25 protein-coding genes and 1 pseudogene are annotated in these 23,954 nt (G+C 67.8%); 19 read left to right on the forward strand and 7 right to left on the reverse strand.

Features of this window, described 5'->3' with window-relative positions; all coding sequences use genetic code 11:
- Positions 1-135: 135 nt before the first annotated feature.
- The gene (locus IAI54_RS27200; protein ID WP_187970149.1) at positions 136-1,887 is read left to right on the forward strand and encodes a helicase HerA-like C-terminal domain-containing protein; all 1,752 of its coding nucleotides are present in this window, start codon (positions 136-138) and stop codon (positions 1,885-1,887) included.
- Between the two features lie 77 nt (positions 1,888-1,964).
- On the opposite strand, the gene IAI54_RS27205 is transcribed toward IAI54_RS27200, so the two are convergent.
- From IAI54_RS27205 to IAI54_RS27215, 3 genes are all read right to left on the reverse strand, one after another.
- Positions 1,965-2,981: a GSU2403 family nucleotidyltransferase fold protein gene (locus tag IAI54_RS27205; RefSeq protein ID WP_187970150.1), complete on the reverse strand. Its 1,017-nt coding sequence runs from the start codon at positions 2,979-2,981 to the stop codon at positions 1,965-1,967.
- Between the two features lie 149 nt (positions 2,982-3,130).
- Positions 3,131-3,841, reverse strand: coding sequence for a L,D-transpeptidase (locus tag IAI54_RS27210; protein ID WP_187970151.1), 711 nt, complete (start codon positions 3,839-3,841; stop codon positions 3,131-3,133).
- A gap of 97 nt (positions 3,842-3,938) precedes the next feature.
- Positions 3,939-4,601: a haloacid dehalogenase type II gene (locus IAI54_RS27215; RefSeq protein WP_187970152.1), complete on the reverse strand. Its 663-nt coding sequence runs from the start codon at positions 4,599-4,601 to the stop codon at positions 3,939-3,941.
- Between the two features lie 144 nt (positions 4,602-4,745).
- Between IAI54_RS27215 and IAI54_RS27220 the strand changes: the two genes are divergently transcribed.
- The 5 genes from IAI54_RS27220 to IAI54_RS27240 all read left to right on the forward strand — a co-directional run bounded on the left by IAI54_RS27220 (position 4,746) and on the right by IAI54_RS27240 (position 8,258).
- Positions 4,746-5,621, forward strand: a complete 876-nt coding sequence (locus IAI54_RS27220; protein ID WP_187970153.1) for a branched-chain amino acid aminotransferase — start codon at positions 4,746-4,748, stop codon at positions 5,619-5,621.
- Positions 5,622-5,729: 108 nt separating this feature from the next.
- Positions 5,730-6,329, forward strand: coding sequence for a superoxide dismutase (locus IAI54_RS27225; RefSeq protein WP_187970154.1), 600 nt, complete (start codon positions 5,730-5,732; stop codon positions 6,327-6,329).
- Positions 6,330-6,525: 196 nt separating this feature from the next.
- A complete protein-coding gene (locus IAI54_RS27230) occupies positions 6,526-6,960 on the forward strand; it encodes a c-type cytochrome (RefSeq protein WP_187970155.1) in 435 nt (144 codons plus the stop codon).
- 13 nt (positions 6,961-6,973) lie between these two features.
- Positions 6,974-7,897, forward strand: coding sequence for a cytochrome c (locus IAI54_RS27235; RefSeq protein ID WP_187970156.1), 924 nt, complete (start codon positions 6,974-6,976; stop codon positions 7,895-7,897).
- A 133-nt stretch (positions 7,898-8,030) separates the two neighbouring features.
- On the forward strand, positions 8,031-8,258 hold the full coding sequence (locus tag IAI54_RS27240) for a DUF433 domain-containing protein (protein ID WP_187970157.1): 228 nt from the start codon (positions 8,031-8,033) through the stop codon (positions 8,256-8,258).
- A 260-nt stretch (positions 8,259-8,518) separates the two neighbouring features.
- Here the strand turns inward: IAI54_RS27240 and IAI54_RS27245 are convergent, their stop codons facing one another.
- The gene (locus IAI54_RS27245; protein WP_187970158.1) at positions 8,519-10,636 is read right to left on the reverse strand and encodes a S9 family peptidase; all 2,118 of its coding nucleotides are present in this window, start codon (positions 10,634-10,636) and stop codon (positions 8,519-8,521) included.
- A gap of 107 nt (positions 10,637-10,743) precedes the next feature.
- Here IAI54_RS27245 and IAI54_RS27250 point away from each other — a divergent pair, with 107 nt between their 5' ends.
- The 9 genes from IAI54_RS27250 (at position 10,744) to IAI54_RS27290 (ending at position 17,939) form a co-directional block, all read left to right on the forward strand.
- Positions 10,744-11,112: an SH3 domain-containing protein gene (locus IAI54_RS27250; RefSeq protein WP_187970159.1), complete on the forward strand. Its 369-nt coding sequence runs from the start codon at positions 10,744-10,746 to the stop codon at positions 11,110-11,112.
- Between the two features lie 224 nt (positions 11,113-11,336).
- Positions 11,337-13,682, forward strand: a complete 2,346-nt coding sequence (locus IAI54_RS27255; protein WP_187970160.1) for a putative monovalent cation/H+ antiporter subunit A — start codon at positions 11,337-11,339, stop codon at positions 13,680-13,682.
- A 1-nt stretch (position 13,683) separates the two neighbouring features.
- On the forward strand, positions 13,684-14,103 hold the full coding sequence (locus tag IAI54_RS27260; protein WP_187970161.1) for a Na+/H+ antiporter subunit B: 420 nt from the start codon (positions 13,684-13,686) through the stop codon (positions 14,101-14,103).
- Complete coding sequence (locus IAI54_RS27265; RefSeq protein ID WP_187970162.1) at positions 14,103-14,480, forward strand: Na+/H+ antiporter subunit C; 378 nt, start codon at positions 14,103-14,105, stop codon at positions 14,478-14,480. Before IAI54_RS27260 ends, IAI54_RS27265 begins: the two co-directional genes overlap by 1 nt.
- Before the next feature lie 7 nt (positions 14,481-14,487).
- Positions 14,488-16,056 (forward strand): Na+/H+ antiporter subunit D, encoded by a 1,569-nt coding sequence (locus IAI54_RS27270; protein WP_187970163.1) that lies wholly within the window; start codon positions 14,488-14,490, stop codon positions 16,054-16,056.
- Positions 16,053-16,526: a Na+/H+ antiporter subunit E gene (locus tag IAI54_RS27275; protein ID WP_187970164.1), complete on the forward strand. Its 474-nt coding sequence runs from the start codon at positions 16,053-16,055 to the stop codon at positions 16,524-16,526. The genes IAI54_RS27270 and IAI54_RS27275 overlap by 4 nt, the downstream gene beginning before the upstream one ends.
- Positions 16,523-16,864 carry a cation:proton antiporter gene (locus IAI54_RS27280; protein WP_187970165.1) on the forward strand — a complete coding sequence of 114 codons (342 nt, stop codon included), beginning with the start codon at positions 16,523-16,525 and terminating at the stop codon, positions 16,862-16,864. The genes IAI54_RS27275 and IAI54_RS27280 overlap by 4 nt, the downstream gene beginning before the upstream one ends.
- A complete protein-coding gene (gene mnhG, locus IAI54_RS27285) occupies positions 16,861-17,211 on the forward strand; it encodes a monovalent cation/H(+) antiporter subunit G (RefSeq protein ID WP_187970166.1) in 351 nt (116 codons plus the stop codon). Before IAI54_RS27280 ends, mnhG begins: the two co-directional genes overlap by 4 nt.
- Positions 17,212-17,510: 299 nt before the next feature.
- Positions 17,511-17,939, forward strand: a complete 429-nt coding sequence (locus tag IAI54_RS27290) for a Ros/MucR family transcriptional regulator (RefSeq protein WP_187970167.1) — start codon at positions 17,511-17,513, stop codon at positions 17,937-17,939.
- 97 nt (positions 17,940-18,036) lie between these two features.
- On the opposite strand, the pseudogene IAI54_RS29355 reads toward IAI54_RS27290, so the two are convergent.
- Positions 18,037-18,135 (reverse strand): annotated as a pseudogene (locus IAI54_RS29355) (cytoplasmic protein); the annotation flags it as partial.
- Positions 18,136-18,634: 499 nt separating this feature from the next.
- Here IAI54_RS29355 and IAI54_RS27295 point away from each other — a divergent pair.
- Positions 18,635-18,940 (forward strand): helix-turn-helix domain-containing protein, encoded by a 306-nt coding sequence (locus tag IAI54_RS27295; protein ID WP_187970168.1) that lies wholly within the window; start codon positions 18,635-18,637, stop codon positions 18,938-18,940.
- The gene (locus IAI54_RS27300) at positions 18,937-19,743 is read left to right on the forward strand and encodes a DUF6456 domain-containing protein (RefSeq protein ID WP_235679184.1); all 807 of its coding nucleotides are present in this window, start codon (positions 18,937-18,939) and stop codon (positions 19,741-19,743) included. The genes IAI54_RS27295 and IAI54_RS27300 overlap by 4 nt, the downstream gene beginning before the upstream one ends.
- Positions 19,744-19,852: 109 nt before the next feature.
- On the opposite strand, the gene IAI54_RS27305 is transcribed toward IAI54_RS27300, so the two are convergent.
- Both IAI54_RS27305 and IAI54_RS27310 read right to left on the reverse strand, forming a co-directional pair.
- Positions 19,853-20,281, reverse strand: coding sequence for a SufE family protein (locus IAI54_RS27305; protein ID WP_187970169.1), 429 nt, complete (start codon positions 20,279-20,281; stop codon positions 19,853-19,855).
- Positions 20,282-20,461: 180 nt separating this feature from the next.
- Entirely contained in the window at positions 20,462-20,764 is a 303-nt protein-coding gene (locus IAI54_RS27310) for a DUF5330 domain-containing protein (protein WP_187970170.1), read from the reverse strand.
- A 438-nt stretch (positions 20,765-21,202) separates the two neighbouring features.
- Between IAI54_RS27310 and IAI54_RS27315 the strand changes: the two genes are divergently transcribed.
- Both IAI54_RS27315 and IAI54_RS27320 read left to right on the forward strand, forming a co-directional pair.
- On the forward strand, positions 21,203-22,993 hold the full coding sequence (locus IAI54_RS27315) for a sensor histidine kinase (protein WP_187970171.1): 1,791 nt from the start codon (positions 21,203-21,205) through the stop codon (positions 22,991-22,993).
- The gene (locus IAI54_RS27320; protein ID WP_187970172.1) at positions 22,968-23,873 is read left to right on the forward strand and encodes a peptidoglycan-binding domain-containing protein; all 906 of its coding nucleotides are present in this window, start codon (positions 22,968-22,970) and stop codon (positions 23,871-23,873) included. Before IAI54_RS27315 ends, IAI54_RS27320 begins: the two co-directional genes overlap by 26 nt.
- Positions 23,874-23,954: the final 81 nt, after the last annotated feature.

Consider the following 23,954-nt stretch of genomic DNA (forward strand, 5'->3'; position numbering starts at 1 on the left):
TCCGGAATGACGCGGTGCAGGTATAGCGTCGGCCGGAGTCCCACCCTTCGGTGGCGCCGTTGTGGGGCGGCATCGGTGCGATTATACCTGACGGGCAAGACCGGCCGCGGTCGGGACCATGGAGGACTGCGCCTGATGAGTGACGACAGCCTGTTTCTCGGTGCGAGCCGGACGCCCGACGACGCCTATCAGAAGGCCGAGACGCTGCTGTTGAAATACGGCAACCGGCACGGCCTGGTGACCGGGGCGACCGGCACCGGCAAGACGGTGACGCTGCAGGTGCTGGCCGAGGCCTTTTCCAATGCCGGGGTGCCGGTGTTCTGCGCCGACGTGAAGGGCGACCTGTCGGGCATCGCGGCGATGGGCGAGCCCAAGGAGTTCCTCGTCAAGCGGGCACAGCAGGTGAAGCTCGAGCCCTACGACTTCCAGGAATTCCCGGTGATCTTCTGGGATCTGTTCGGCGAGAAGGGCCATCCGATCCGGGCGACCGTCTCGGAGATGGGGCCGCTGCTGCTGGCACGGCTGATGAACCTCTCGGAAGCGCAGGAGGGCGTGCTCAACATCGCCTTCCGCATCGCCGACGAGGACGGCCTGCTGCTGCTCGACCTGAAGGATCTGCAGGCGATGCTGGCGCACGTGGCCGACCGCGCCGCGGAAATCTCCAGGCTCTACGGCAACGTCTCGAAGACCTCCGTCGGCGCGATCCAGCGTTCGCTGCTGATTCTCGAGCAGCAGGGCGGGGCGAACTTCTTCGGCGAGCCGGCACTCGCGATCGCCGACCTGATGCGCACGACGCGCGACGGCCGCGGCGCCATCGGCGTGCTCGCCGCCGACAGGCTGATGATGAACCCGCGGCTCTACGCGACCTTCCTGCTCTGGCTGATGTCGGAGCTGTTCGAGGCGTTGCCGGAGGTGGGCGACCCGGACCGGCCGAAGCTCGTCTTCTTCTTCGACGAGGCGCATCTCCTGTTCGACGACGCGCCCAAGATCCTTGTCGACCGGGTGGAGCAGGTGGTGCGGCTGATCCGCTCCAAGGGCGTCGGCGTCTACTTCGTCACCCAGAACCCGCTCGACGTGCCCGACACGGTGCTGGCCCAGCTCGGCAACCGCATCCAGCACGCGCTGCGCGCCTACACCCCGCGCGAGCAGAAGGCGGTGAAGGCCTCGGCCGAGACCTTCCGCGCGAATCCCGACTTCGACTGCGCCGAGGCCATCACCCAGCTCGGCGTCGGCGAGGCGCTGGTGTCGACGCTGGAGGCCAAGGGCGTGCCGTCGGTCGTGCAGCGCACGCTGATCCGCCCGCCGGCCTCGCGGCTCGGGCCGATCAGCGACGAGGAGCGTCGGCAGATCCAGGCGATGAGCCCGGTGGCCGGCCAGTACGACAAGACCATCGACCGCGAATCGGCGTTCGAGATCCTGCAGAGGCGCGGCGCCGAGGCGGCCGATGCGGCCGAGCGCGAGGATGGCGGGCGTTCGCGCGGGCCGTGGGGCGAGGACGCGGGCGACCGGCCGCGCGGGCCCTGGGGCGGCGACGGACGCGACGAGGACCGCGACGACGACCGGCGCGGGAGCGGCGGTCGCGACGCGACCCGCGAGGGCGACCGCTGGACGCTGCCCGATTTCGACGGCAAGGGCCGCCGCGACGAGGACTTCGAGCAGGAGTACCGGCAGAGGCGCTCGGGCGGGTCGAGCCGCACGACCTCGGGCCGCACGGGTTCGAGCTCATCGGGTTCGGGCGGCACCCGCAGCAAGTCGTCCGCCCCGCGCCCGCGGACCTCGAACCGCCAGACCGTGGCGGAGGCGGCGGTCAAGTCAGTGGTGCGGTCGGTGGGCACCTCGCTCGGCCGGGCGCTGGTGCGGGGGATCCTGGGGAGCTTGAAGCGCTGAGGGGCGAGGGACGCAGCCCTTCTGCCGGGTCCAGTCTGAAGGGAAACGGCAGGCCTCCCGGTTGCGAGCGGCAGCGTCTATCCGGCAAGCTCCGCCATCGCCTCCTCCACCACCCCGCGGGGCAGCATCAGCAGGTCCGGTGCCTCGAACGGCAGGTGGCCGAGATAGCGTCGCGTCAGGGCCGCGACCGTTCTCGCCTGCTCGTCGTCGCGGCGGCGTTTCAGGGGGTCGCGGTCGGCACGTTTCGCAATCCAGTGCTTGTGGATCGCAAAGACCCGCGGGTCGACCGTGACGAGGCGCAGCGGCGCGCCGCGTTCGTCGAGCGCGACCTGGTCGAAGGCGGGGGCGTTCTCGAGCCATGACAGGCCCTCGATCTCGGCGGCTTCGAGCGCGTCGGCGCCGGCTGCGGCGGATGCCAGGGCCCAGGGCGGGCGGCGCAGCGGCGTGATCAGATCGACGAGATAGCCCTCGTCGTTCTCGGCGCGAAAACCTTGCGGGCTCTTGCGGAAGGATCGATCGGCACGTCGCAGGAGATCGACGAGCCCGTCCTGCGAAAGCGCCGGATCGCCGACGAGGTTCAGGCCGCGGCGGGCGTCGAAGAGAAGGTCGAGGTCGCCGGTGGCGGTGATGCCCGGATCGAGGAACACGCCAGCGGCGGCCTCGTAGGCATAGAGCGCGTTGGTGCCGACGACCCGAAGTCCCTTGCCGAGGAAGCCGCGCTGGTCGAGCAGCCGCAGAATGCGGGCGGCGATCAGGGGAACGCGGCCCATGCCCAGCGCACGATTGACCGCCGCCTGCCGGGCGAGCGCCTCATCGAGCCGCTTGCGGCTGGCGATCGCGGCGGCGCGCTCGTTCTCGAACGTCTGCTTGAGGGCCTTGGTCTCCGGTGAGCGTCGGCCAAGCGATTTCTGCCGGCGCTTGCCGTCCTCGGCATAATAGGCCCGGAACAGGTAGTCCTGTCCCTTCGACGTCTCCCAGACCATCGACCCGCGGAAGCCGCGCTCGCGTTCGACCGCATTGCGCCATGCCTGGTAGCGCTGGCGCGTGTTGATCGCTTCCCGGCTCTGATCGGTGACGAATTCGACGAAGTCCATGGCGGTTCCAACAGTTGCGCGCGGATTTCATCCGAACTGTTGGAACGTACCATGGTCGGACGGGCTGGAGAAGTTCCAACAGGCGAGCCACAAGACCGCCCGTACTGTTGGAACCGCCGTTCTCGCGAACGAACCCGCGTGCCGCCCGCCTACCGCACCAGGATCGGCGTCTTGTTCGGCACGCGGTTGAAGAGGTCCATGACGTCCTGGTTGATCATGCGCACGCAGCCCGAGGAGACGGACTTGCCGATCGACCACCATTCGGGCGAGCCGTGGACGCGGTAGAGGGTGTCGACGTTGTCCTTGAAGATGTAGAGGGCGCGGGCGCCGAGCGGGTTGTCGAGACCGGGGCGCATGCCGCCATTGTCGGCGCTGTACTTGGCGAGCTCGGGCTGGCGGGCGATCATCTCGTCCGGCGGCGTCCAGGTCGGCCAGGCGCGCTTCCACTGGATGACGGCGCGGCCCGACCATTCGAAGCCGGCGCGGCCGAGGCCGACGCCGTAGCGGATCGCCTGTCCGCCCGGCTGGACGAGGTAGAGATAGTGCTTCGAGGTGTCGACGACGACGGTGCCCGGCGCCTCGCCGGTGGGGTCGGAGACATACTGCCGCAGGAAGCGCGACGGGATCCGCTCGTAGGGCACGGCCGGGACGAGGAAGCCGCCGTCGCTGCGCGCCGCATAGATCTCGGCATGGTCGAAGCCGCCGCCCATCTCCTCGCCGAACCGCGGCAATTGCGGCAGCTGCGGCATCGGGCGCGACGTGGTGCAGGCGGAGAGAACCAGCTGGCCGGCGCCGAGAGCGCCCGCCGTCAGCAGGAAGCGCCGCGAAACGCCGCCGGTGGAAGTCGTACGTCCGGTCATGAAAATCTGTCACCCTCGTGGAAGCCGCACAACGCGCATGCGGTCAAACGGTTGCCCGGTTTTCGCCGCACCGCGCTCATGCCTGCGGTATCCCCGATCAGCCGAGGTTCGGCAAGCCTCCGAGCGAGGGCAGGATCACCGCGGGCGGATGATCGAGATACTCGTCGGGCTGCCCGGACCGGTTGATCCACACCGTGCGGAAGCCGAATTTCGCAGCGCCCGCAACGTCCCAGCGGTTGGACGACTGGAAGGAGACGGCCTGCGGATAGACGCGTAACGCCGTGGTCACGATGTCGTAAACGGCGGGATCGGTCTTGAACTTCCGGACCTCGTCGACCGAGAAGACGTGGTCGAGCACGAGGTCGAGCCCGGCCGACTTCACCGCCGCCTCCAGCATCGCAGGCGAGCCGTTGGAGAGAATGGCCAGCCGCGCGCCGTCGGCCTTCAGCGCCTTCAGCACGGCCGGCACCTCCGGATAGCAGTCGAGCCGCCAGTAGGCGTCGAGCAGGGTCTGCCGCAGCGACCGGTCGGCCGAGGGCACGCGGGCGAAGGCGAAGTCGAGCGCCTGCTGGGTGAGCTGCCAGAAATCCTGGTAGGAGCCCATCAGGGTCCGCACCCAGGAATATTCGAGCTGCTTGGCGCGCCAGATCTCCGACAGGAGCGGGCCGTCCGGCCCGATCGCCTCGGCATGGCGGCGCACGGCCGCGTGCACGTCGAACAGCGTACCATAGGCGTCGAAAACGTAGGCGGAGTGGCGCATGGGAAGTTCCGTCGGTGATCCCGAGACTTGATCCGATCGGGCGGCACCGGTCAAGCGCAGCGCTGGCGCAAGAAAACCGCGGCATGGACGATTGACGCACCCGCACGAGCCGCTATCCATGGGTCAACGAAAGGCGGATGCATCATGGCGGTGGATACGAAGGCGCAGTCGCTCACCTGGACCTATGTCGACGGGGACTGGAACGAGGGCAACGTGGCGCTGGTGGGACCGCGCAGCCACGTGATGTGGCTGGGCTCGAGCGTGTTCGACGGCGCGCGCTGGTTCGAGAACGTCGCCCCCGACCTCGACCTGCACGCCGCCCGCGTCAACGCCTCGGCGCTGGCGCTCGGCCTGCAGCCGACGATGACGGCGGACGAGATCGTCGGCCTGACGATGGACGGGCTGAAGAAGTTCGACGGCAACACCGCCGTCTACATCCGCCCGATGTACTGGGCCGAGCACGGCGGCTACATGGGCGTGCCGGCAGACCCCGCCTCGACGCGCTTCTGCCTGTGCCTCTACGAATCGCCGATGATCGCGCCGACGGGCTTCTCGCTGACGGTCTCGCCGTTCCGCCGCCCCTCGCTGGAGACGATGCCGACCAACGCCAAGGCCGGCTGCCTCTACCCCAACAACGGCCGGGCGATCCTGGAGGCGCGGTCGCGCGGCTTCGACAATGCGCTGGTGCTCGACATGCTGGGCAACGTGGCCGAGACCGGCTCGTCGAACATCTTCATGGTCAAGGACGGGGTGGCCTTCACGCCGGTGGCCAACGGCACCTTCCTGTCCGGCATCACGCGGTCCCGCACCATCGGCCTGCTGCGCGAGGCGGGTCAGGCGGTCGTGGAGAAGACGCTGACGGTGGCCGATTTCCTCGGTGCCGACGAGATTTTCTCGACCGGCAACCATTCCAAGGTCGTGCCGGTGCTGCAGATCGAAGACCGGACGCTGCAGGCCGGACCCGTGGCCGCCAAGGCGCGCGCGCTCTACTGGGACTGGGCGCACGGACGCTCGGCCTGAGGCAAACCCGGGCTCCCGCGCGAGCGACGTCTCGATTCGCGCGACCGTCTGTCCTATATGGAGCCCGACCCTTTCACCCGTCCCGCAGCCTCCCAAAGGAGAACCACGATGGCTTTCGAACTTCCCGAACTTCCCTACGACTACGAGGCGCTGCAGCCCTTCATGTCGAAGGAGACGCTCGAATACCACCACGACAAGCACCACAAGGCCTATGTCGACAACGGCAACAAGCTGGCCGCCGAAGCGGGCATGGACGGGCTGTCTCTGGAGGAGATCGTCAAGCAGTCCTACGGCAAGAACGCCGGTCTCTTCAACAATGCCGGCCAGCACTACAACCACATCCATTTCTGGAAGTGGATGAAGAAGGGCGGCGGCGGCAAGGCCCTGCCGGGCGCGCTGCAGAAGGCGGTCGATTCGGACCTCGGCGGCTACGACAAGTTCAGGGCCGACTTCATCGCCGCGGGCACGACCCAGTTCGGCTCGGGCTGGGCCTGGCTCTCGGTCAAGAACGGCAAGCTCGAGATCTCCAAGACCCCGAACGGCGAGAACCCGCTGGTGCACGGCGCGAGCCCGATCCTCGGCGTCGACGTGTGGGAGCATTCCTATTACATCGACTACCGCAACGCCCGGCCGAAATATCTCGAGGCCTTCGTCGACAACCTGATCAACTGGGACTACGTGCTGGAGTGCTTCGAGAAGGCCTCCTGATCGGCCCCAGCCACAGACGAACGTCGCAGCGCCCCGACCATGGTCGGGGCGTTTTTCGTTGACGGTGTGTCGGATCTGCCGATCGCCTCATCACGCGAGCGTGAACGCGCGTGACCGCGAAGTTTGCCATTGTCGGTCCCGTCGGTTCTGCCAATTCCAGCAAGGCCGTTACCCAGCAAGGCATCCGGAGGACATGATGAGGAAGTTCGTTCTAGCCGCAGCGGCACTCGGTTTGGCCATGACGGCCTCGATCGCAGGCCCGGTCGAGGACCGCGAGGCACTGATGAAGTCGTTCGGCGCCTCCCTGGGGCAACTGGCCCCGATGGCCAAGGGCGAGAAGCCGTTCGATGCCGCGGCAGTCGCCGCAGCTCTGGAGACGCTGAACGCGAATGCCGCGAAGTTCGACGTCGCGGCGCTGTTCCCGGCCGGCTCGGGCGCGGGAACGGAAGCACTCCCGGCGATCTGGGAGAACATGGCCGACTTCCAGGCGCGCGTCGACAAGATGAAGGCCGACGTCTCGGCGCTCGCGGCGAATCCGCCGGCCGACCAGGCCAAGCTCGGCGCCGCGCTCGGCACCATCGGCGGCAATTGCGCCTCCTGCCACGAGACCTACCGCGCCAAGAAGGGCTGAGGACGGCCCGCGCATGAGACTCGCCGGCAAGCTGGCCATCGCTGCAGCCGTCCTTGCCGGCGCGTCCGCGCTCGCCTTCTGGTGGCTCACCGCGCCCCGGGTTCTTCCGGCGGAAGACGTCGCTGCCTTTCCGCCGGGCGACGCCGCCGAGGGCGAGCGCATCTTCTGGGCAGGCGGCTGCGCCTCCTGCCATGCCTCGCCCGGATCGGAGGGCGAAGCCCGCCTGTCGCTGCCGGGCGGGGTACGGCTGGCAACGGGTTTCGGCACCTTCATCGCGCCCAACATCTCCTCCCACCCGGTCGACGGCATCGGCGCCTGGGACATCGGCGACTTCGCCAACGCCATGCAGCGCGGCGTCTCGCCGGATGGACGGCACTATTATCCGGCCTTCCCCTACACGTCCTATGCGCGGATGACGCCGGACGACGTGGCGAACCTCTTCGCTTTCCTGAAGACCCTCCCTCCGGTGGCGGGCCAGGCCGAGCCGACCCGCCTCGGCTTTCCCTTCAACATCCGCCGCGGCATCGGCCTGTGGAAGCTGGTCAATCTCGACCCGGCGCCGGTCGTCTCGATCGAAGGCGCGTCGGCGGACGTGCTCCTCGGGCAGTATCTCGTCGAGGGACCCGGCCATTGCGGCGAATGCCACACGCCGCGCGACGTCTCCGGCGGGCTGAAGACCGGCGAATGGCTGGCCGGCGCCGTGGCAGCGGAAGGCGAGGGCGTCGTCCCCAACATCACCCCGCAAGGCCTGTCCTGGTCGGCCTCCGAGATCGCCTACTACCTCGAAAGCGGCTTCACGCCCGATTTCGACACCGTCGGCGGCGCGATGGTCGACGTGCAGAAGAACATGGCCATGCTGCCCGCCGAGGACCGCGCCGCGATCGCGGCGTACCTGAAGGCGGTGCCGGGGCATCCGAACGGCTTTCCGGCGCGGTAGGAGAAGGTACGGGCAGTCGTTGGATTGAGGTGGCTCTGCGGAAGCGGGGAAAAAAGAGCTTCCGACAAGGCACTTGCCGACCCTTCTCGATACGGCATTCGCGCCCCGGGCTCCATTGTGGTAGATTTCAACGATGGAGACCGATTACCGATCCATCATCACCCAGGAGCCCGGAAAGCGGGGAGGGCGCGCCTGCATTCGCGGAATGCGCATCGCGGTCGCCGACATTCTCGGTTGGCTCGCCGTCGGGATGTCCGCCGAAGAAATCCTAGCCGATCATCCGGACCTGACGCGTGAAGACATTCGCGCCGCGCTGGCCTATGCAGCGGATCGCGAAAGGCGGATCGTCACTGCGGCGTGACGCGGTCATCCTCGGGCTTGTCCCGAGGATCTGCCCCTCGGTTGTAGACTCCGCAGGGTCTGCTCGTAACGCCGGAATGCCGGATATGCCTAGAGTTCCAGAGTCGACAGATCCTCGGGACAAGCCCGAGGATGACGTGTGGTCGATGTCGCAATTGCCAGTCTGTCAGAACGAGCAAACGCGGACTGCTCATTCGCCGAGCGGCCAATGATCGGCGGCATCGTCGGACGGTCGCGGACCAGGCCGCGATCGCCGCCGGGTCAGATCGCCGGCGGAACCTCCGCCTTCCCCGCCACTTTCAGCGCGAAGGCGTAGGTGTAGGCGATTTCTTCCAGACGCGAGAAGCGGCCCGAGGCGCCGGCGTGGCCGGCCTCCATGTTGATGCGGAAGAGGACCGGGCCTTCGCCGGTCGTCCGTTCGCGCAGCCTGGCCACCCATTTGGCGGGCTCCCAGTAGGTGACGCGCGGGTCGGTCAGGCCCGAGACGGCGAGGATCGGCGGGTAGGGTTTTTCGCCGACGTTGTCGTAGGGCGAATAGGCGGCGATGGTGGCGTAGTCGGCGGCCGAGGCAATCGGATTGCCCCATTCCGGCCATTCCGGCGGGGTGAGCGGCAGGGTTTCGTCGAGCATCGTCGTCAGCACGTCGACGAAGGGAACCTCGGCGACGATCGCGCCGAAGGCCTCCGGCGCCATGTTGGCGATGGCGCCCATGAGCATGCCGCCGGCCGAGCCGCCCTGCGCCACGATGCGATCATGCGCGGTGTAGCCCTCGGCGACGAGGTGGCGCGCCACCGCGATGAAATCGAGGAACGTGTTCGTCTTGCGCTCGCGCTTTCCCTCCTCGTACCAGGAGAAGCCCTTGTCCTTGCCGCCGCGGGTGTGGGCGATGGCGTAGACGAGGCCGCGGTCGGCGAGCGACAGGATGTTGGTGTTGAAGGCGGCGGGAATGGCGATGCCGTAGGAGCCGTAGCCGTAGAGCAGGCAGGGCGCCGAGCCGTCGAGCGGCGTGTCGCGGTGGTAGAGCAGCGAGACCGGCACCAGTTCGCCATCATGCGAGGGTGCCATCAGACGGCGCGTGACGTAGTGCTCCGCGTCGTGGCCGGAGGGGACTTCCTGCGTCTTCAGGAGCGTGCGCTCACGCGTCGCCATGTCGTAGTCGTAGACCTGCGAGGGCGTCGTCATCGAGGAATAGCTGAAGCGGATGACGCTGGTGTCGTATTCGAGCGAGCCGATCAGCCCCAGCGAATAGGCCTCCTCGTCGAAGAAGATCGCATGCTCCTCCCCGCTCGCCCGCTCGCGCACGACGATGCGCGGCAGGCCGTCGCGGCGCTCGAGCCGGACGAGGTGGTCGCGGAAGGCCATGACCGCCAGGATCAGCCGGCCGGGCTCGTGCGGGACGAGGTCGGTCCAGTTCTCCGGACGCGGATCGGCGGCCGGCGCGGTCATCACCTTGAAGTCCTTGGCGCCGTCGAGATTGGTGAGGATGAAGAAGACGTCGCCGCCCTCCTCGAGATCATACTGCACGCCGAGCTCGCGGGCCCGCACGGTTTTCGGCTCGGCCATCGGATCGGCGGCGGGGATGAGCCGGTACTCGGACGTCTCGTGGTCGTTGATGGAGATGAGGATCCAGTCGTTGGTGCGGGTGCCGCCGACACTCATGAAAAAGCCGGGATCGGTCTCCTCGTAGACGAGACGGTCGTCGGCTGCGTCGGTGCCGAGCGCGTGGTGGAGGATCTTCGAGGGCCGGTGGTTGGGGTCGACGCGGGTGTAGAAGAAGCCGTCGTTCGCCGCCGTCCAGACCCCGCCGCCGCCGGTGTCGGGCACGCGATCGGGCAGGTCCGTTCCCGACGCGACGTCGCGCACCTTGAGCGTGTAGAACTCGGAGCCCTTGTCGTCGAAGGCCCAGAGAAGGCGGGCATGATCGCTGGAATGATCGGTGCCGCCGATCCGGAAATAGGCGGTGCCGGCCGCCTCCGCGTCGCCATCGAGCAGCAGCTCCTCGGAACCGCCGTCGCGCGGCGTGCGGAAATAGCGCGGCTGTTCGCCGCCGATCACGTAGGAGGAGCCGTAGGCGAAGGGACCGTCCTTCATCGGCACGGATGAATCGTCCTCCTTGATGCGGCCCTTCATCTCGGAAAAGAGCCGTTTGCGCAGCGGTTCGAGATCGGCGAGCATGGCCTGCTGATAGGCGTTCTCCGCCTCGAGATGCGCCCGGATGTCCGCGTCGAGGACGGAGGGATCGCGGAACACCTCCTGCCAGTTGCCGGCCCGGAGCCAGGCGTAGTCGTCGGTGCGGGTCACGCCGTGATGGGTGTCGTGCACCGGACGCCTGTCGGCGGACGGCGCCGGGATCGCGGGGAAGGAAATCGTCCTGGACATGGGCGCGGCGCCTGCTTGAATGGAGAATGAACGGATCGGTGGGCGGCTGTTCACGTCAGCTATGTCATTCTCCGGGCCGGTTCAAATGCTTTGGGAGAGAAACGCCGATGAAACCGCAGCTTCGCCTCGCATCCGCCTTCGCCGCCCTCGCCATGACGGCCGGCCTCGCCGCCGGCGCGCAGGCCTCCGTCTTCCATGCCTGGGAGGTCGCCAACGTCGCCTGGGGCGACGTGCTGAACGTGCGCAAGTATCCGGCGAGCACCTCGCAGATCCAGTCGGCCTATCCGAACGGGACGGTGCTGCAGATGACCGGGCGCTGCACCGGCGGGCTCGACCTCGACGACGTCGCCGGCCAGCCCGACTGGAAGAAGGCGCAGGCCGTGCGCCATCGCTGGTGCGAGGTCTGGCACGATCCCGCGCAGAACGGCAATTTCGCCACCGGCTGGGTCTACGGCAAGTACATCGTGCCACACTGAAAGCTGCACGGATGGTCTGGCCTGACCGGTGCCAGGTCATCTGCCCACGGTCGCCGGTCGAGGATCGGCGTGGCGGAGGGGCCCGTGCATCGTTTTGAGCAAGGCCATCCGGGGCACAAACGTCGCGACGTCGCTGCATTTGCTTGCGGGGGCAAGACCGAGACGCTATCTGTCCCCCGGCGCGCGCGGCGCGGCCCAAGCAATGGCGGGGACGGGACTTCTGGATGGCGGACGGATCGCAGTCGGTTACATTTCTTGCGCTGATCCTGCCGTTCCTGGCCGCCGCGATTGCCCCCGGGCTGACCCGCGTCCTCAAGCACAATGCGGCCTGGGTGCTGGCGCTCGCGCCGCTGTTCCTGTTCGTTCATTTCTTCGGTTATCTCGGCGACGTCGCCGACGGCAGGATCGTCAGAGGCGGCTATTCCTGGATCCCGAGCCTCGGCGTCGATTTCGCCTGGTTCATCGACGGATTGTCGCTGACCTTCGCGCTCCTGATCTCCGGCATCGGCACGCTGATCGTGCTCTACGCCGGCGGCTACCTGAAGGGGCACGAGCAGCAGGGGCGCTTCTTTTCCTTCATCCTGATGTTCATGGGCGCCATGCAGGGACTGGTCCTGTCGGACTCCTTCATGATGCTGTTCGTCTTCTGGGAACTGACCTCGATCACGTCCTTCCTGCTGATCGGCTTCGACCATTCCCGCGAAGCCTCGCGGCGCGCGGCGATCCAGGCGCTGGTGGTGACGGGGCTGGGCGGGCTGTCGCTGCTGGCCGGGCTGCTGGTCATCTGGGCGGCGACGGGGCAGGGGACGCTGTCGGACCTGCTCGCATCGGGCGACGCGCTGCGCGCGGCTCCCTTCTACCTGCTGGCGCTGGTGCTGGTGCTCGGCGGCGCCTTCACCAAGTCGGCCCAGTTCCCGTTCCACTTCTGGCTGCCCAACGCCATGGAGGCGCCGACGCCCGTCTCGGCCTATCTCCACTCCGCCACCATGGTGAAGGCCGGCGTCTACCTGCTGATGCGGCTGAACCCGGTGCTGGGCGACACGGCGTGGTGGGAGACGATCCTGCCGGTCTTCGGCGGCACGACGCTCCTGGTCGGCACGCTGCTCGCCATCCGCCAGACCGACCTCAAGCTGATGCTCGCCTATACGACCGTCGCCTCGCTCGGCCTGCTGGTGATGCTGACCGGCTTCGGATCGGAGATCGCGATCGAGGCGGCAGTGCTCTATCTGGTGGCGCATTCGATGTTCAAGGGCGCGCTGTTCATGGTCGCCGGCCTGATCGACCACGAGGCCGGCACGCGCGACGTGCGCCGCCTCGGCGGGCTGCGCTCGGCCATGCCGATCACCTTCGCCGCAGCCCTGCTCGCCGCGCTGTCGATGGGCGGGCTGCCGCCCTTCTTCGGCTTCCTCGCCAAGGAGGAGATCTACGCGGCGCTGAACTTCTCGGACGGCTGGAACGGCGTCTTCACCGTCGTTGCCATCGTCGGCAATGCGCTGATGCTGGTGATCGGCTTCGCGGTGGCGCTGAAGCCCTTCCTCGGCGCGGCCGTCGAGACGCCCAAGCACGCGCATGAAGGGCCGGTGCTGCTCTGGCTCGGACCGCTGACGCTCGCCGTCGTGGGTCTCGCGGCGGCGGTCTTCTCGGGCGTCTCGCACCATTACGTGTCCGAGCCGATGGCTGCGGCGGTCGCCGGTGCGCCGGTGGAGATCTACATTTCGGTGATCCCGCATGCGAGCCTGGCGCTTCTGCTCTCGCTCGTCACCATCGCGCTCGGCATCGTCATCTACCTGGTGCTCGATCGGGCGCGGGAGACGATGGCCGGCGTGCTGTCCGCCATCGGCTGGGGACCGGACAAGGGCTTCGACCAGGCGATCCGCGGCCTGATCCGGCTGGCCAATGCGGTGACGGGCGTCATCCAGAACGGCCGGCTCGAAGTCTACATGATCGTCACCTTCGTCATGATCGGGCTCGCGGTCTGGGTGCCGATGCTGGCCTTCGACGAACTTCCGGCGGTGCCCTCCGTCCCCGATCTGACCTTCTACGAATGGACGGTCTTCGCCATCGCCGTGATCGGCCTCGGCGCCGTGGTCTATGCGGCCGACCGGCTGACGGCGATCGTGTCGCTCGGCATCCAGGGCTTCGCGGTGGCGCTGCTGTTCCTGCTGCTCGGCGCGCCCGATCTCTCCTTCACGCAGTTCATGGTGGAGACGCTGTCGGTGGTGATCCTGGCGCTCGTGATGACGCGGCTGCGGCTGCACCCGAGCGACCACCGGCCGTCGGGCGAGAAGCTGATGGACATGGCGATCGCGGGCGCCTGCGGCCTCGGCTTTGCGCTGCTGCTGCTCAAGGTGACGCAGGTGCCGTTCGACGCGACGCTGTCGGAGTTCTTCAGCACCTATTCCTACGTGATCGCGCATGGCCGCAACATCGTCAACGTCATCATCGTGGACTTCCGCGGCCTCGACACGCTGGGCGAGATCGCGGTGGTGATGATCACCGGCCTCGCCATCCTCGCGCTCATCCGGATCCGGGTGCCCCGTCCGTCCAATCCGCCGGAGGCGAGGTCCTGACATGCAGACCGTGATCTTCAGAACCGCAGCACCCTACCTCGCCAGCCTGATGGTGCTGTTTTCCGTGTTCGTGCTGCTGCGCGGCCACAACGAACCGGGCGGCGGCTTCATCGGCGGCCTGATCGCGGCCTCGGCCTTCGCCATCTACGGCATCGCATGCGGCGTGGCGCCGGTGCGCCGGGCGATGTATTTCCACCCGATGGCGATCGCCGGCTTCGGCCTGTTCCTGTCGGGTGCGTCGGGTCTTCTGTCGCTGGCGATGGGCGTGCCCTTCCTGACGGGTCTCTGGACCAAGGTCTACCTGCCCGGCGTCACCATCGACCTCTCCTCGGTCATGGTCTTCGACTTCGGCGTCTACTTCGTGGTCGTCGGCGCGATCACCTCGATCGCGCTCGCTCTCGAGGAAAGGGAGGAGGACTGATGGAGACCGCTCTCACCGGGCTCGTCGGCCTGTTCTATGCCGTCTCGATCTATCTGATGCTGTCCAAGCACATCATCCGCGTGCTGCTCGGCATCGCCATCTTCGGCAATGCCGTCAACATGACCATCTTCACCGCCGGCCGGGTGCTGCGGGAGGTGCCGCCGATCATCGCCGAAGGAAAGACGGTGCTCGACGGCGTGACGGCCAACCCGCTGCCGCAGGCGCTGATCCTGACCGCGATCGTGATCTCCTTCTCCTTCTTCGCCTTCCTGCTGGTGCTGGCCTACCGCGCCTATCAGGACCTCGGCACCGACGACACCGACGAAATGCGCATCGCCGAGCCGCGGGGCGAAGGCCTTCCGCCGCTGGGATACTGAGGCAGACATGGCAGCCGAGACCTCCGTGCCGGTGGACACCAGCGCCGCCTTCGTCCAGGGCGTGACGAGCCTCCTCGACTGGGCCGTGATTGCCCCTGTGGCGCTGCCGATCCTCGGCGGCGCGCTGCTTCTGATGGTGCGCCACCGGACGCGCCTGCATGCCGCCGTCGCCTTCGCCGTGCTCGCCGCGACCTTCGCCGCCTGCCTCGTTCTTTTGTGGCGGGTGATGGGCGAGGGGACGCAGGTGATGACGATGGGCCGCTGGCTGCCGCCTTACGGCATCACCTTCCAGGCCGACATGCTGGGCGCGGCCTTCGCCACCACGGCCACCTTCGCCGCCTCGGCCGCCGCCGTCTTCGCGCTCCGCGACATCGACGCAACCGGGCGGCGCTACGGCTTCTATCCGTTCCTTCTGCTGATGATCGCGGGCGTGAACGGCGCCTTCCTGACCGGCGACATCTTCAACCTCTACGTCTGGTTCGAGGTCTTCGTGATCTCGTCCTTCGGCCTGCTGATCCTCGGCTCCGAGCGTCGCCAGATCGACGGGGCGGTGAAATATGCCGTGCTCAACCTGATCGCCACGACGGTGTTCCTGATCACGACCGGCTATCTCTACGGCGTCTTCGGCACGCTCAACATGGCCGACATCGCGCGCAAGGCCGAGGGCCTCCGGCAGGACGGTCCGCTGATGACGATCGCCACGCTCTACCTGCTCGCCTTCGGCATGAAGGCGGCTGCCTTCCCGCTGAACTTCTGGCTGCCGGCCTCGTATCACACGCCGCGCATCGTCACCTCGGCGATGTTCGGCGGCCTGCTCACCAAGGTCGGCATCTATGCGCTCCTGCGGACCTTCACGACGCTCTTTCCCGTCGAACGCGCCGTGCTGTCGGACGTCATCGCGGTGGTGGCCATCCTGACGATGATCCTCGGCGTGCTCGGCGCACTGGCGCAGACGGACGTGAGGCGCACCATCGGCTTCGTCGTGATCTCCGGCATCGGCACGATGCTCGCCGGCCTGGCGATCGGCTCGCCGCCGGCGCTCTCGGGCACCGTGCTCTACGCCATCCATTCGATCCTGGTCATGACGGCGCTCTACCTCGTCGCCGGCCTGATGCGCGAGGCGGGCGGCAGCTTCTCGCTGCACGAACTCGGCGGGCTCTACCGCTCGCATCCGCTTCTGGCGTCCATGATGCTGGCCCTGATGCTGGCAGCGGCCGGCCTGCCGCCGCTGTCGGGCCTCTGGCCGAAGATCGTCCTGGTCAAGGCGGCGATCGCGGCCGAAGCCTGGTGGCTGACCGCTGCGATCCTGTTGTCCAGCGTGCTGACCACCATCGTGCTCGGCCGCGTCTTCGCCCTTTCGTTCTGGCGTCCGGAGCAGGCCGCGGCGGTGACGGGCGCAACGGGGCCGATCGACCCCGTCGCGGGTTACGGCACCGTGCTCGTGCTTCTCGTGCCCGCAGTCTGGATCGGCCTGTGGCCCGAGCCCTTCCTGCGCATCGCGGAGGCGGCGGCGGCGGGCCTTGCCGATCCCGCATCCTATATCGGTTCGGTGTTCCCAGCGCAGGGTGGATCATGACGCTCTATCTCGCCAATATCCTGCTCGCGCTGGCCTGGATGGTGGTGACCGGGTCGGCCACCTTCGTCAACTTCCTGTTCGGCTTCGCGCTGGGCGCCGGCGCGCTCTACCTCATTCGCGGGCAGGTGGGGTCGCTCGGCTATTTCGCCCGCGCCCGCCGCGTGCTGTCGCTCGCCTTGCTGTTCGTCTACGAACTCATCCTGTCGGCCTGGCGCGTCGCCGTGCTGGTGGTGACGCCGGACATGAAGCTGAAGCCCGGGATCTTCGCCTATCCGCTGAAGGTCGACCGCGACTTCGAGATCACCCTGCTCGCCAACCTGATCACGCTGACGCCCGGCACCCTTTCGGTCGACGTCTCGGATGACCGGCGGATCCTCTACATCCACGCACTCGACTGTTCCGACCCCGACCAGGCGCGCATGGACATCGCCACCGGCTTCGAGCGCAAGATCATGGAGGCCTTCCGGTGAGCGGCAGCGAAACCTTCCTGGCCGGGGCGGTGACCGTCGCGCTCGCCCTGCTGTGCCTGTCCTTCCTGGTCACGGTCTACCGCGTCGTGCGCGGCCCCACGCTGCCCGACCGGATCGTGGCGCTGGACATGCTGGTGGCCGTGGCGCTCGGCTTCATCGCCGTCATCGGCATCCGCAGCGGAATCACGCTCTACATCGACGTCGCCATCGCCCTCGGCCTCGTCGGTTTCCTGGCGACCGTGGCCTTCGCCCGCTTCGTGCTCAGCCGCGGCAATTCACTGGAGAAGAACGCGGCCGAAGGCGAGACGGCACCGAGCAACCCGGAGGTGAAGCTGTGACCGACATCATCACCAACTACCTGACCGGCGTCCTGATCGTCATCGGCGCGGCCTTCGCGCTGGTGGCGTCGGTCGGCCTGCTCCGGCTGCCGGAATTCTACACCCGCATGCACGCCGCCTCGAAGGCGGGAACGCTCGGGGCATGCGTCATGCTGATCGCCGTGGCCGTCTATACCGACGACACCGCCGTCGCCTCCCGCGCCCTCGCCGGCGTCGTCTTCTTTCTGCTCACCGCCCCGATTTCAGCCCATCTTCTGGCCAAGGCCGCCTATGCCGCCGGGTACCCGCTCTGGGAAGGCTCAGTTCACGACGAGATGCCGCCACGCGCCGGAGACAAAGTCGAATGAACCGGACGTGGTCAGACCAGACGGGCTGGTGATCACGGAAAAAATCGGGCTGATAATATTTTTGGATGCTATGCTCGTCTCGCGCCGGTTGCAGATCAGAGGTTTGAGAGACCACTAAACCGATTTGTTACATTATTTTTTCGTAATTTCCCGCAGACAGAATTGACTTGAAGACTTCAGGGGCTCATTTAACGACAGGAATGGCGAGTCGTGCAGCGGCGAATTCGCTGTTCTCAGACGCAGCGGTGCTTAGAACGCCGATCCCAATCCACTAGCCAACTCACTGGGGCCTGACCAATATGGAAATTTCGGAGTCGAACCTGACTCAGGGCAACATGCTCATCGAGCTGACTGCCGACGTCGTTGCTGCCTACGTCAGCAACAATCCCGTTCCCGTTTCGGAATTGCCGAACCTGATCGCCGACATCCATGCCGCGCTCGGCCGGGTCGGCACGGCGACCGAAATGGCGCCTGCCGAAAAGCCGAAGCCTGCGGTCAGCCCGAAGAAGTCCGTCCACGACGACTTCATCATCTGTCTCGAGGACGGCAAGAAATTCAAGTCGCTGAAGCGCCACCTGATGACCCACTACGGTCTCACGCCGGATCAGTACCGCGAGAAGTGGGGCCTCGACGCGTCCTACCCGATGGTCGCGCCGAACTACGCGGCCGCTCGTTCCCAGCTTGCGAAGAAGATGGGGCTCGGTCGCAAGCGCAAGGCTGCGCGCTGACCCGACCCGACGGCTCGTTCCGGATCTGACGGCGGCGCCTCCCGGCGCCGCCGTCTTTTCGTTTGCGGCCCGGGCGATTCGCTTCGGTCGTGAACTGGTCCAGCGCCTGCTTGAGCGCGATGTGGCGGTTGAGGTCGTAGCTCCAGTGCCGCGCCGCGCCGCGAAGCCGCTCCCGCTCGATCAGCCGCTCGAGCCGAACCCTGACGGCAGCCCGCGCCTCCTCGTCCAACGCCAGGGCGGAAGCGATCTCGATCCCGGTCATCAGGAAGAACGCGGCCCTGACCGCCGCATTCCTCGTCTCGAGCGCCTTGCGCTCGCGGTGTCTTCTCGCGTCTTCTGCAAATGTCGTCACGGGTGCCTCCGGTGCATGAACTGGAGGCGCAATGATCGGTGCGGCTGTCGGGGGTGGGGAAAGATTCCGCGCGAAAAAATCGAAACGGATTCGAGAAAGCCAGCAATTTCAAAACTGTAGAAGAAAACTGCGCGCGTGCGGGTTGCGCTTTTGTTCACACCTCGCGGCCGTTTCTGTATAAGAGGAACATATTCCTAGCACCAGGGGGAAGTGTTCCGTGCCATCGTCAGCCGCCAGCCAGATCCGTCACAGCCCCGACGCCGCACCGCCAGGCCACCCGGCCAGCGAAAGGCAGGACCCGCGCCCGTCTTCATCGCAGCGATCGGAAGAGCGAGCCGTCTTCGTGTGCGACTGCGTCATCGACATCACCGCGGCGCTGTTCAACGTGAGCGGCCGCGAACTGCGCCAGCCGGGTCGGACGACCACGAGCGTCACGCGGGTGCGGCAGATCGCCATGTACGTGACGCATGTGGTGATGGGCCTGTCGATGTCGGACGTAGGCCGCGGCTTCGCCCGCGAGCGCACCACCGTGCTGCATGCCTGTCATCTGATCGAGGACATGCGCGACGACGCCGACTTCGATGCCATCGTGGCGCTTGCCGAACGTGTCGCCGGCGCGGCGCTTCGCAGCCTGGAGTACCGCCGATGAAACGGGCGACCGACAAGGTGAGGCTGCGCATCCTGCGCTTTCTGGCGGGCGGCGACGCCCGGGTCGAAGAGGCGGCCTTGCGCGGGCGGGTCCGGCTCCGGTCGGAGCGCCTGGGCGCCATCCAGGTGGAAATGACGGCGCTGGAGACGCTGGCGGAAGCGGGCTTCCTGCAGCGGACGGGCGACGGCATGCTTCGCCTGACGGAGACGGGCCGATCGGCCTATGTCCGGGCCAGGGCGGCGGAGCGGCCCTTCCTGCTTCAGCACGCGGAGGTGGGCGCCGCGACCGTCGAGACCGAGGAGGGACCGCAGACGGTGGCCGTGAACCTCACGGAGTCGCCTCTGGCAAAGCTGTCGCGCATCAAGGACCGGGGCGGGCGTCCCTTCCTCGAGGACAGGCAGTTTCGTGCGGGGGAGCGCCTGCGCAGCGATTTCGACCGCGGTCTGCTGATGCCGCGCCTGGGCATCAACTGGGCAGCGCTGGGCGGCGGGGGCGCCGGAGGACCGGGAGGCAGCAAATCCGACCTGACGGACGCCGCGCTCGCGGCACGCAACCGCGTCGACCGCGCCCTCCAGGAGGTCGGACCCGAATTCGCCGACCTGCTGATCGATGTCTGCTGCTTCCTGAAGGGGCTGGAGACGGTGGAACTGGAGCGGGGCTGGCCGGTGCGATCGGCCAAGGTGATGCTCCGCGCCGCGCTCTCGGCGCTCGCGCGCCACTATGCGCCCGAGCCTGCCCCCAGGCCGCGCCGTATCCTCCACTGGGGAACGCGGGACTACCGGCCGAAGTCGGCACGGAGCTGACATGCGCGGGAAGGGCGGTTCGCGCGACGCTACCGCCGCCCGCGCCTGCCGATGCCGTGGGTCGTTCGCAACCGGTGCGGCCGCTTGCGGGTCGAGACGGCGCCCTGTCTCAGGCGGGGTCGGCCAGCGCCATGCGGGCGTCGGTGCGGATGCGCTTGACCATCGAACGCAGCCCGTTGGACCGCTGCGGAGTCAGGTGCTCGTCGAGGCCGAGTCCGGCCAGCACGGCCTCGGCGTCGGTGGCGACGATCTCGCTCGCCTTGCGGCCCGAATAGAGCGCCAGCATGAGCGCGACGAGGCCCCGCACGATATGGGCATCCGAATCGCCCGAGAACTCGACGACCGGATCGTCGCCGCTGCCGCGTCTCGTCGTCAGCCAGACCTGGCTGACGCAGCCGGGGACGCGGTTCTCCTCGGTCCGGTCACTCTCCGGGAAGGGCGGCAGGTCGCGGCCGAGGTCGATGACGTACCGGTAGCGATCCTCCCAGTCGTCGATGAAGGCGAAGTCGTCGATGATGGACTGGATGTCGGCGGCCATGATGCGTCTGCGTCCCTGTTGCCCCGCATATAGAGCGGATCGGGGATCTGTTGAACCGCCCGGCCGACGAATTCGGACGGTTGCGACGCATCGGGAAAACGCCGCATGCACGAGGCCCGTGCATGCGGCGCACCATCGAAGCTGCAGTCGATCGAAACGGCGTCTTCCGCGCCGCTGGCGTCAGTCGGCGGGCTTGACCCCGCCGGTGGTGATGGCGTCGTTTTCGGCGGGTTCGTCTTCGAGCATCTGGTAGGCGATCCGCGCGCTCTCGCGTGCCTTGACGCCGATGGTGGCCAGAGCGGCGCGTCCCGTCTCGCAGACCTGCGGCTCGCGCTCGCACATGCCGCTGACGTCGCCGATGGCATCGCGCGCGGCCACCAGCGCCGCAAGCGGGCTCACCGTCTCGGTCCCCTCTTCCGGCGCGATCGGCAGGAACAGCAGAACCAGTGAAAACCAGAAGCTCGTGCGGATCAGGAAACCCATTGCCTCGCGTCCCGTCGTTCATGGCCCGCATGTGACGTCGCGGGCCTCCCCACCTTCCTATATCGCATGGCCCAACGCCCGATTGCAGCGGACGGCGAAGTTTTCCTCAAATTGGATGCAAATCCGAGCGGTTCGCGCTCCTGGCGGAATCGAGACGAATGCCGCCCATTTCAGCAACCCGTCCTTTACCAGACAACCCTCTGAAATCGATGGGAAAGTACCGGCGGGTGGCAGCGAACGCGGCGCCGCGGCGATCCGTCCCGCGGTCACGCTTCGTTAACCATCAACCGAAGCTTGCGGCGACCGGCGCGCGCCGGACCGGTTTTCCACCGGTTCCCGCCCCCCGCTCATGCCGTGCCTTATTCATTCATTAAACCGGGAATGCGAGTTTCGGGCTGAACGAAAGTCCGTCGAACGGGCGTCAGCGAGCGCGTGGTGTTGAGTAAGCTTCCGACTGGAACGAGCGAGGGATGTTCGCGGCTTGGGCAGGCCTGCGCCCGGCTCGTTCACCCTTCGATCGCCGACAAGGGCGAGCGTGACCTGCAGAGGCGCCTGCTCGGCGTGGCCCTTGCCGGTCCCTTTTTCGTCGGCGGCGCTTTCGCACAGGTCCTGTCTGCGGACGCGGGCCTCTCCATCGCGCTCGCGGCCATCTGCATCGTCTGCGTGATCGGCTGGACCGCCGCGGTGGCGGTGGCGCAGACCGGACGGCGCACCGTCGCCGCTCCGCTGCTGCTCGCCTGTGCCACGGTGCCCGTCGCGATCATCATCCACCGCGCCGGCGGCGTCGCGTCGCCGCTCTTTCTCGCCTGGCTGCCGCTGGTGCTGGAGCCCTGGCTGGCGCTGCGTAGCCGCGCAGCCCTGCGTGCCGGCCTTGCGGCCATGGCCGCCGCGGTGACCGGGGCGGTCGCGCTGTCGCTGCTCATGCCCGAGACAGTGCAGCCCGCGACCGGTGCGCACTGGCTGCTGCCGATCGCCTACGGCATGACGCTGTGGCTGCGCCGCGCCGCGCTCTCGGCCGACGTCGAGGAGGCGCCGGAACGCGAGCCGCTGCCGCCGATCGAGACTCTGATGCCGGCGGTGACGCTGCGGATGGGGCGCGGCGGCGACGTCGTCGACTGCACCGACAGCGCCCGGTCGCTGCTGAGGCTCGAGCCCGAGTTCCTGCTCGGTACCGGCCTCATCGAGCGGATCCACGTCGCCGACCGGATCGCCTGGCTGACCGCGCTGGCCGACCTGCGCGAGGGCGCCTGCCACCGCGGGGTCGAACTGCGGCTTCGCCTGCCCGCCGACGGCCAGCGTCGCGACGGCGGCTACCGCGCCTTCGTGCTCGACCTGATGGCGCAGGGCCCTTCCGATGCCGGCTTCGTGGCGATCCTGCGCGACAATACCGAACTCACCGGGCTGCGCGAGGCGCTGGCCGAGGCCAACCGTCGCGCCGAGCTGGGCAAGGCGCGTTTCCTGGCCACCGTCAGTCACGAGCTGCGCACGCCGCTGAACGCCATCATCGGCTTCTCCGACATGCTGGCGAGCGGCATGGCGGGTCCGCTGGCCTCCGACCGGCAGCGGGACTATGTCGGCCTCGTGCGCGAATCGGGCCAGCACCTGCTGTCCATCGTCAACTCGATCCTCGACGTCGCCCGCATCGAGTCCGGAACCTACCCGATCGTCCCGGAGACCTTCCGCTTCGCCGACGCCGTCGACAGCTCGCTGTCGATGGTCTCGTGCCAGGCGCGGGCGAAGGGCGTGACGCTGGAGCAGGACCTCGCCGCCGCCTCCGGCGATCTCTTCGCCGACCGGCGGGCCATCCAGCAGATCCTGATCAACCTGCTGTCCAATGCCGTGAAATTCACGCCCGAGGGCGGCCGGGTGAAGGTCACCGCCGCCCGCGACACGCGCCGCGTGACGATCTCGGTCGCCGACACGGGCATCGGCATCAGCGCCGAAGACCTTTCCCGAATCGGACGGCCCTTCGTCCAGGTTCTCAACGACTACACCCGGCAGTACGAGGGCACGGGCCTCGGCCTGTCGCTGGTGAAGGGCCTCGTCGAGCTGCAGGACGGCTCGATGACCATCGACAGCGCGCCGGGCGAGGGGACGATCGTCACCGTCACGCTGCCGATCCGCAAGCCGCCGAGACATCAGGACCTCTTCGATGCCGAAATCGTCGCCATCCCGCCAGCCGCCAAGCCGAGGACGTCAGCCGATGAAGCGATCCGCCAGTCAGCGTGAGTTGTCACCTCTCGCCGGACTGATCGGCGCAGCCGCCACGGCATCCGGCGCCGCGATCGCGGAGAACCCGGTCCTCGTCGGTTCCTCCACGGCCTTCCTGGTGGTGCTGTTCTACGTTTCGGCAAATGCGCTCTGGAACCAGCCCTACCGCCATCCCGGCCCGCTGATGGAAACCCGCTTCCTCGTCGAGCGGCCCGCCGAACTGCCCGCACCGCTGCCGGTGGCGCGGCCCGAACCGGTGATGCAGCCGCCGTCGGCCGAAGTGACGAATTCGGTTCCGCCGATACCGGAACCCGTCGCGGCAGTGCCGGCGGCGCCACAGCCGGTGCAGGAGCGCACGATGCGCGTCCAGATCGCGCTGGAGGGTTTGGGCCTCTATCGCGGCACGGTCGACGGGCTGATGGGTCCGCAGACCCGCGCCGCCATCGCCGGCTATCAGAAGACGGTCGGCATGCCGGCGACGGGCGAGATCGACGACCGGCTGCTCGACGCATTGGGCATCGGCAGCGAGCGCCGGACGCATGCCGCACCTCCCGAACCGCAACCGGCGGCAGCTCCCGCGGCGGGCGTCGCGGCCGCGCCCGCACAGGCTCATGCGACCGTCCCCGCCGCCGCCCCGCTGCCTCGTCCGCGCGACGTGGCCGCCGCGACCGAGATGCTGCAGGACGTGCGCGCGGCAGCCGCCGTGCAGGCCGACGTTGTGCGGATCCAGGCCGGCCTGCGTGCCTTCGGCAACGAGGGCATCGAGATCGACGGGGTGATGGGCGAGAAGACCCGCGCCGCCATCCGCGAGTTCCAGTCGCTTTTCCGCCTGCCGGTGACCGGCGAGCCGGACGGAAGGCTGCTCGCCAAGATGCAGGAGATCGGCCTGACCAACTGAGGTCGCGAGGGCCAGCCGGGAGGACGACCGAAGCATCCCGGAAGGTCGCGCAAGTCCGCGGCCTCGCCGCACCGGGTACCG

Origin of the sequence: Aquibium microcysteis (assembly GCF_014495845.1) — a bacterium.
In the GTDB taxonomy this organism is placed as follows: Bacteria; Pseudomonadota; Alphaproteobacteria; order Rhizobiales; family Rhizobiaceae; genus Aquibium; species Aquibium microcysteis.

Bases quoted from the DNA above. Each gene is read 5' to 3' on its own strand.
- IAI54_RS27255 (WP_187970160.1), top strand. From the start codon at position 11,337: ATGGCGGACGGATCGCAGTCGGTTACATTTCTTGCGCTGATCCTGCCG.
- IAI54_RS27310 (WP_187970170.1), bottom strand. From the start codon at position 20,764: ATGGGTTTCCTGATCCGCACGAGCTTCTGGTTTTCACTGGTTCTGCTG.
- IAI54_RS27265 (WP_187970162.1), top strand. From the start codon at position 14,103: ATGGAGACCGCTCTCACCGGGCTCGTCGGCCTGTTCTATGCCGTCTCG.
- IAI54_RS27220 (WP_187970153.1), top strand. From the start codon at position 4,746: ATGGCGGTGGATACGAAGGCGCAGTCGCTCACCTGGACCTATGTCGAC.
- IAI54_RS27235 (WP_187970156.1), top strand. From the start codon at position 6,974: ATGAGACTCGCCGGCAAGCTGGCCATCGCTGCAGCCGTCCTTGCCGGC.
- IAI54_RS27215 (WP_187970152.1), bottom strand. From the start codon at position 4,601: ATGCGCCACTCCGCCTACGTTTTCGACGCCTATGGTACGCTGTTCGAC.
- IAI54_RS27205 (WP_187970150.1), bottom strand. From the start codon at position 2,981: ATGGACTTCGTCGAATTCGTCACCGATCAGAGCCGGGAAGCGATCAAC.
- IAI54_RS27225 (WP_187970154.1), top strand. From the start codon at position 5,730: ATGGCTTTCGAACTTCCCGAACTTCCCTACGACTACGAGGCGCTGCAG.
- IAI54_RS27320 (WP_187970172.1), top strand. From the start codon at position 22,968: ATGAAGCGATCCGCCAGTCAGCGTGAGTTGTCACCTCTCGCCGGACTG.
- IAI54_RS27260 (WP_187970161.1), top strand. From the start codon at position 13,684: ATGCAGACCGTGATCTTCAGAACCGCAGCACCCTACCTCGCCAGCCTG.
- IAI54_RS27290 (WP_187970167.1), top strand. From the start codon at position 17,511: ATGGAAATTTCGGAGTCGAACCTGACTCAGGGCAACATGCTCATCGAG.
- IAI54_RS27305 (WP_187970169.1), bottom strand. From the start codon at position 20,281: ATGGCCGCCGACATCCAGTCCATCATCGACGACTTCGCCTTCATCGAC.
- IAI54_RS27210 (WP_187970151.1), bottom strand. From the start codon at position 3,841: ATGACCGGACGTACGACTTCCACCGGCGGCGTTTCGCGGCGCTTCCTG.
- IAI54_RS27275 (WP_187970164.1), top strand. From the start codon at position 16,053: ATGACGCTCTATCTCGCCAATATCCTGCTCGCGCTGGCCTGGATGGTG.
- IAI54_RS27230 (WP_187970155.1), top strand. From the start codon at position 6,526: ATGAGGAAGTTCGTTCTAGCCGCAGCGGCACTCGGTTTGGCCATGACG.
- IAI54_RS27300 (WP_235679184.1), top strand. From the start codon at position 18,937: ATGAAACGGGCGACCGACAAGGTGAGGCTGCGCATCCTGCGCTTTCTG.
- IAI54_RS27200 (WP_187970149.1), top strand. From the start codon at position 136: ATGAGTGACGACAGCCTGTTTCTCGGTGCGAGCCGGACGCCCGACGAC.
- IAI54_RS27270 (WP_187970163.1), top strand. From the start codon at position 14,488: ATGGCAGCCGAGACCTCCGTGCCGGTGGACACCAGCGCCGCCTTCGTC.
- IAI54_RS27245 (WP_187970158.1), bottom strand. From the start codon at position 10,636: ATGTCCAGGACGATTTCCTTCCCCGCGATCCCGGCGCCGTCCGCCGAC.
- IAI54_RS27240 (WP_187970157.1), top strand. From the start codon at position 8,031: ATGGAGACCGATTACCGATCCATCATCACCCAGGAGCCCGGAAAGCGG.
- IAI54_RS27250 (WP_187970159.1), top strand. From the start codon at position 10,744: ATGAAACCGCAGCTTCGCCTCGCATCCGCCTTCGCCGCCCTCGCCATG.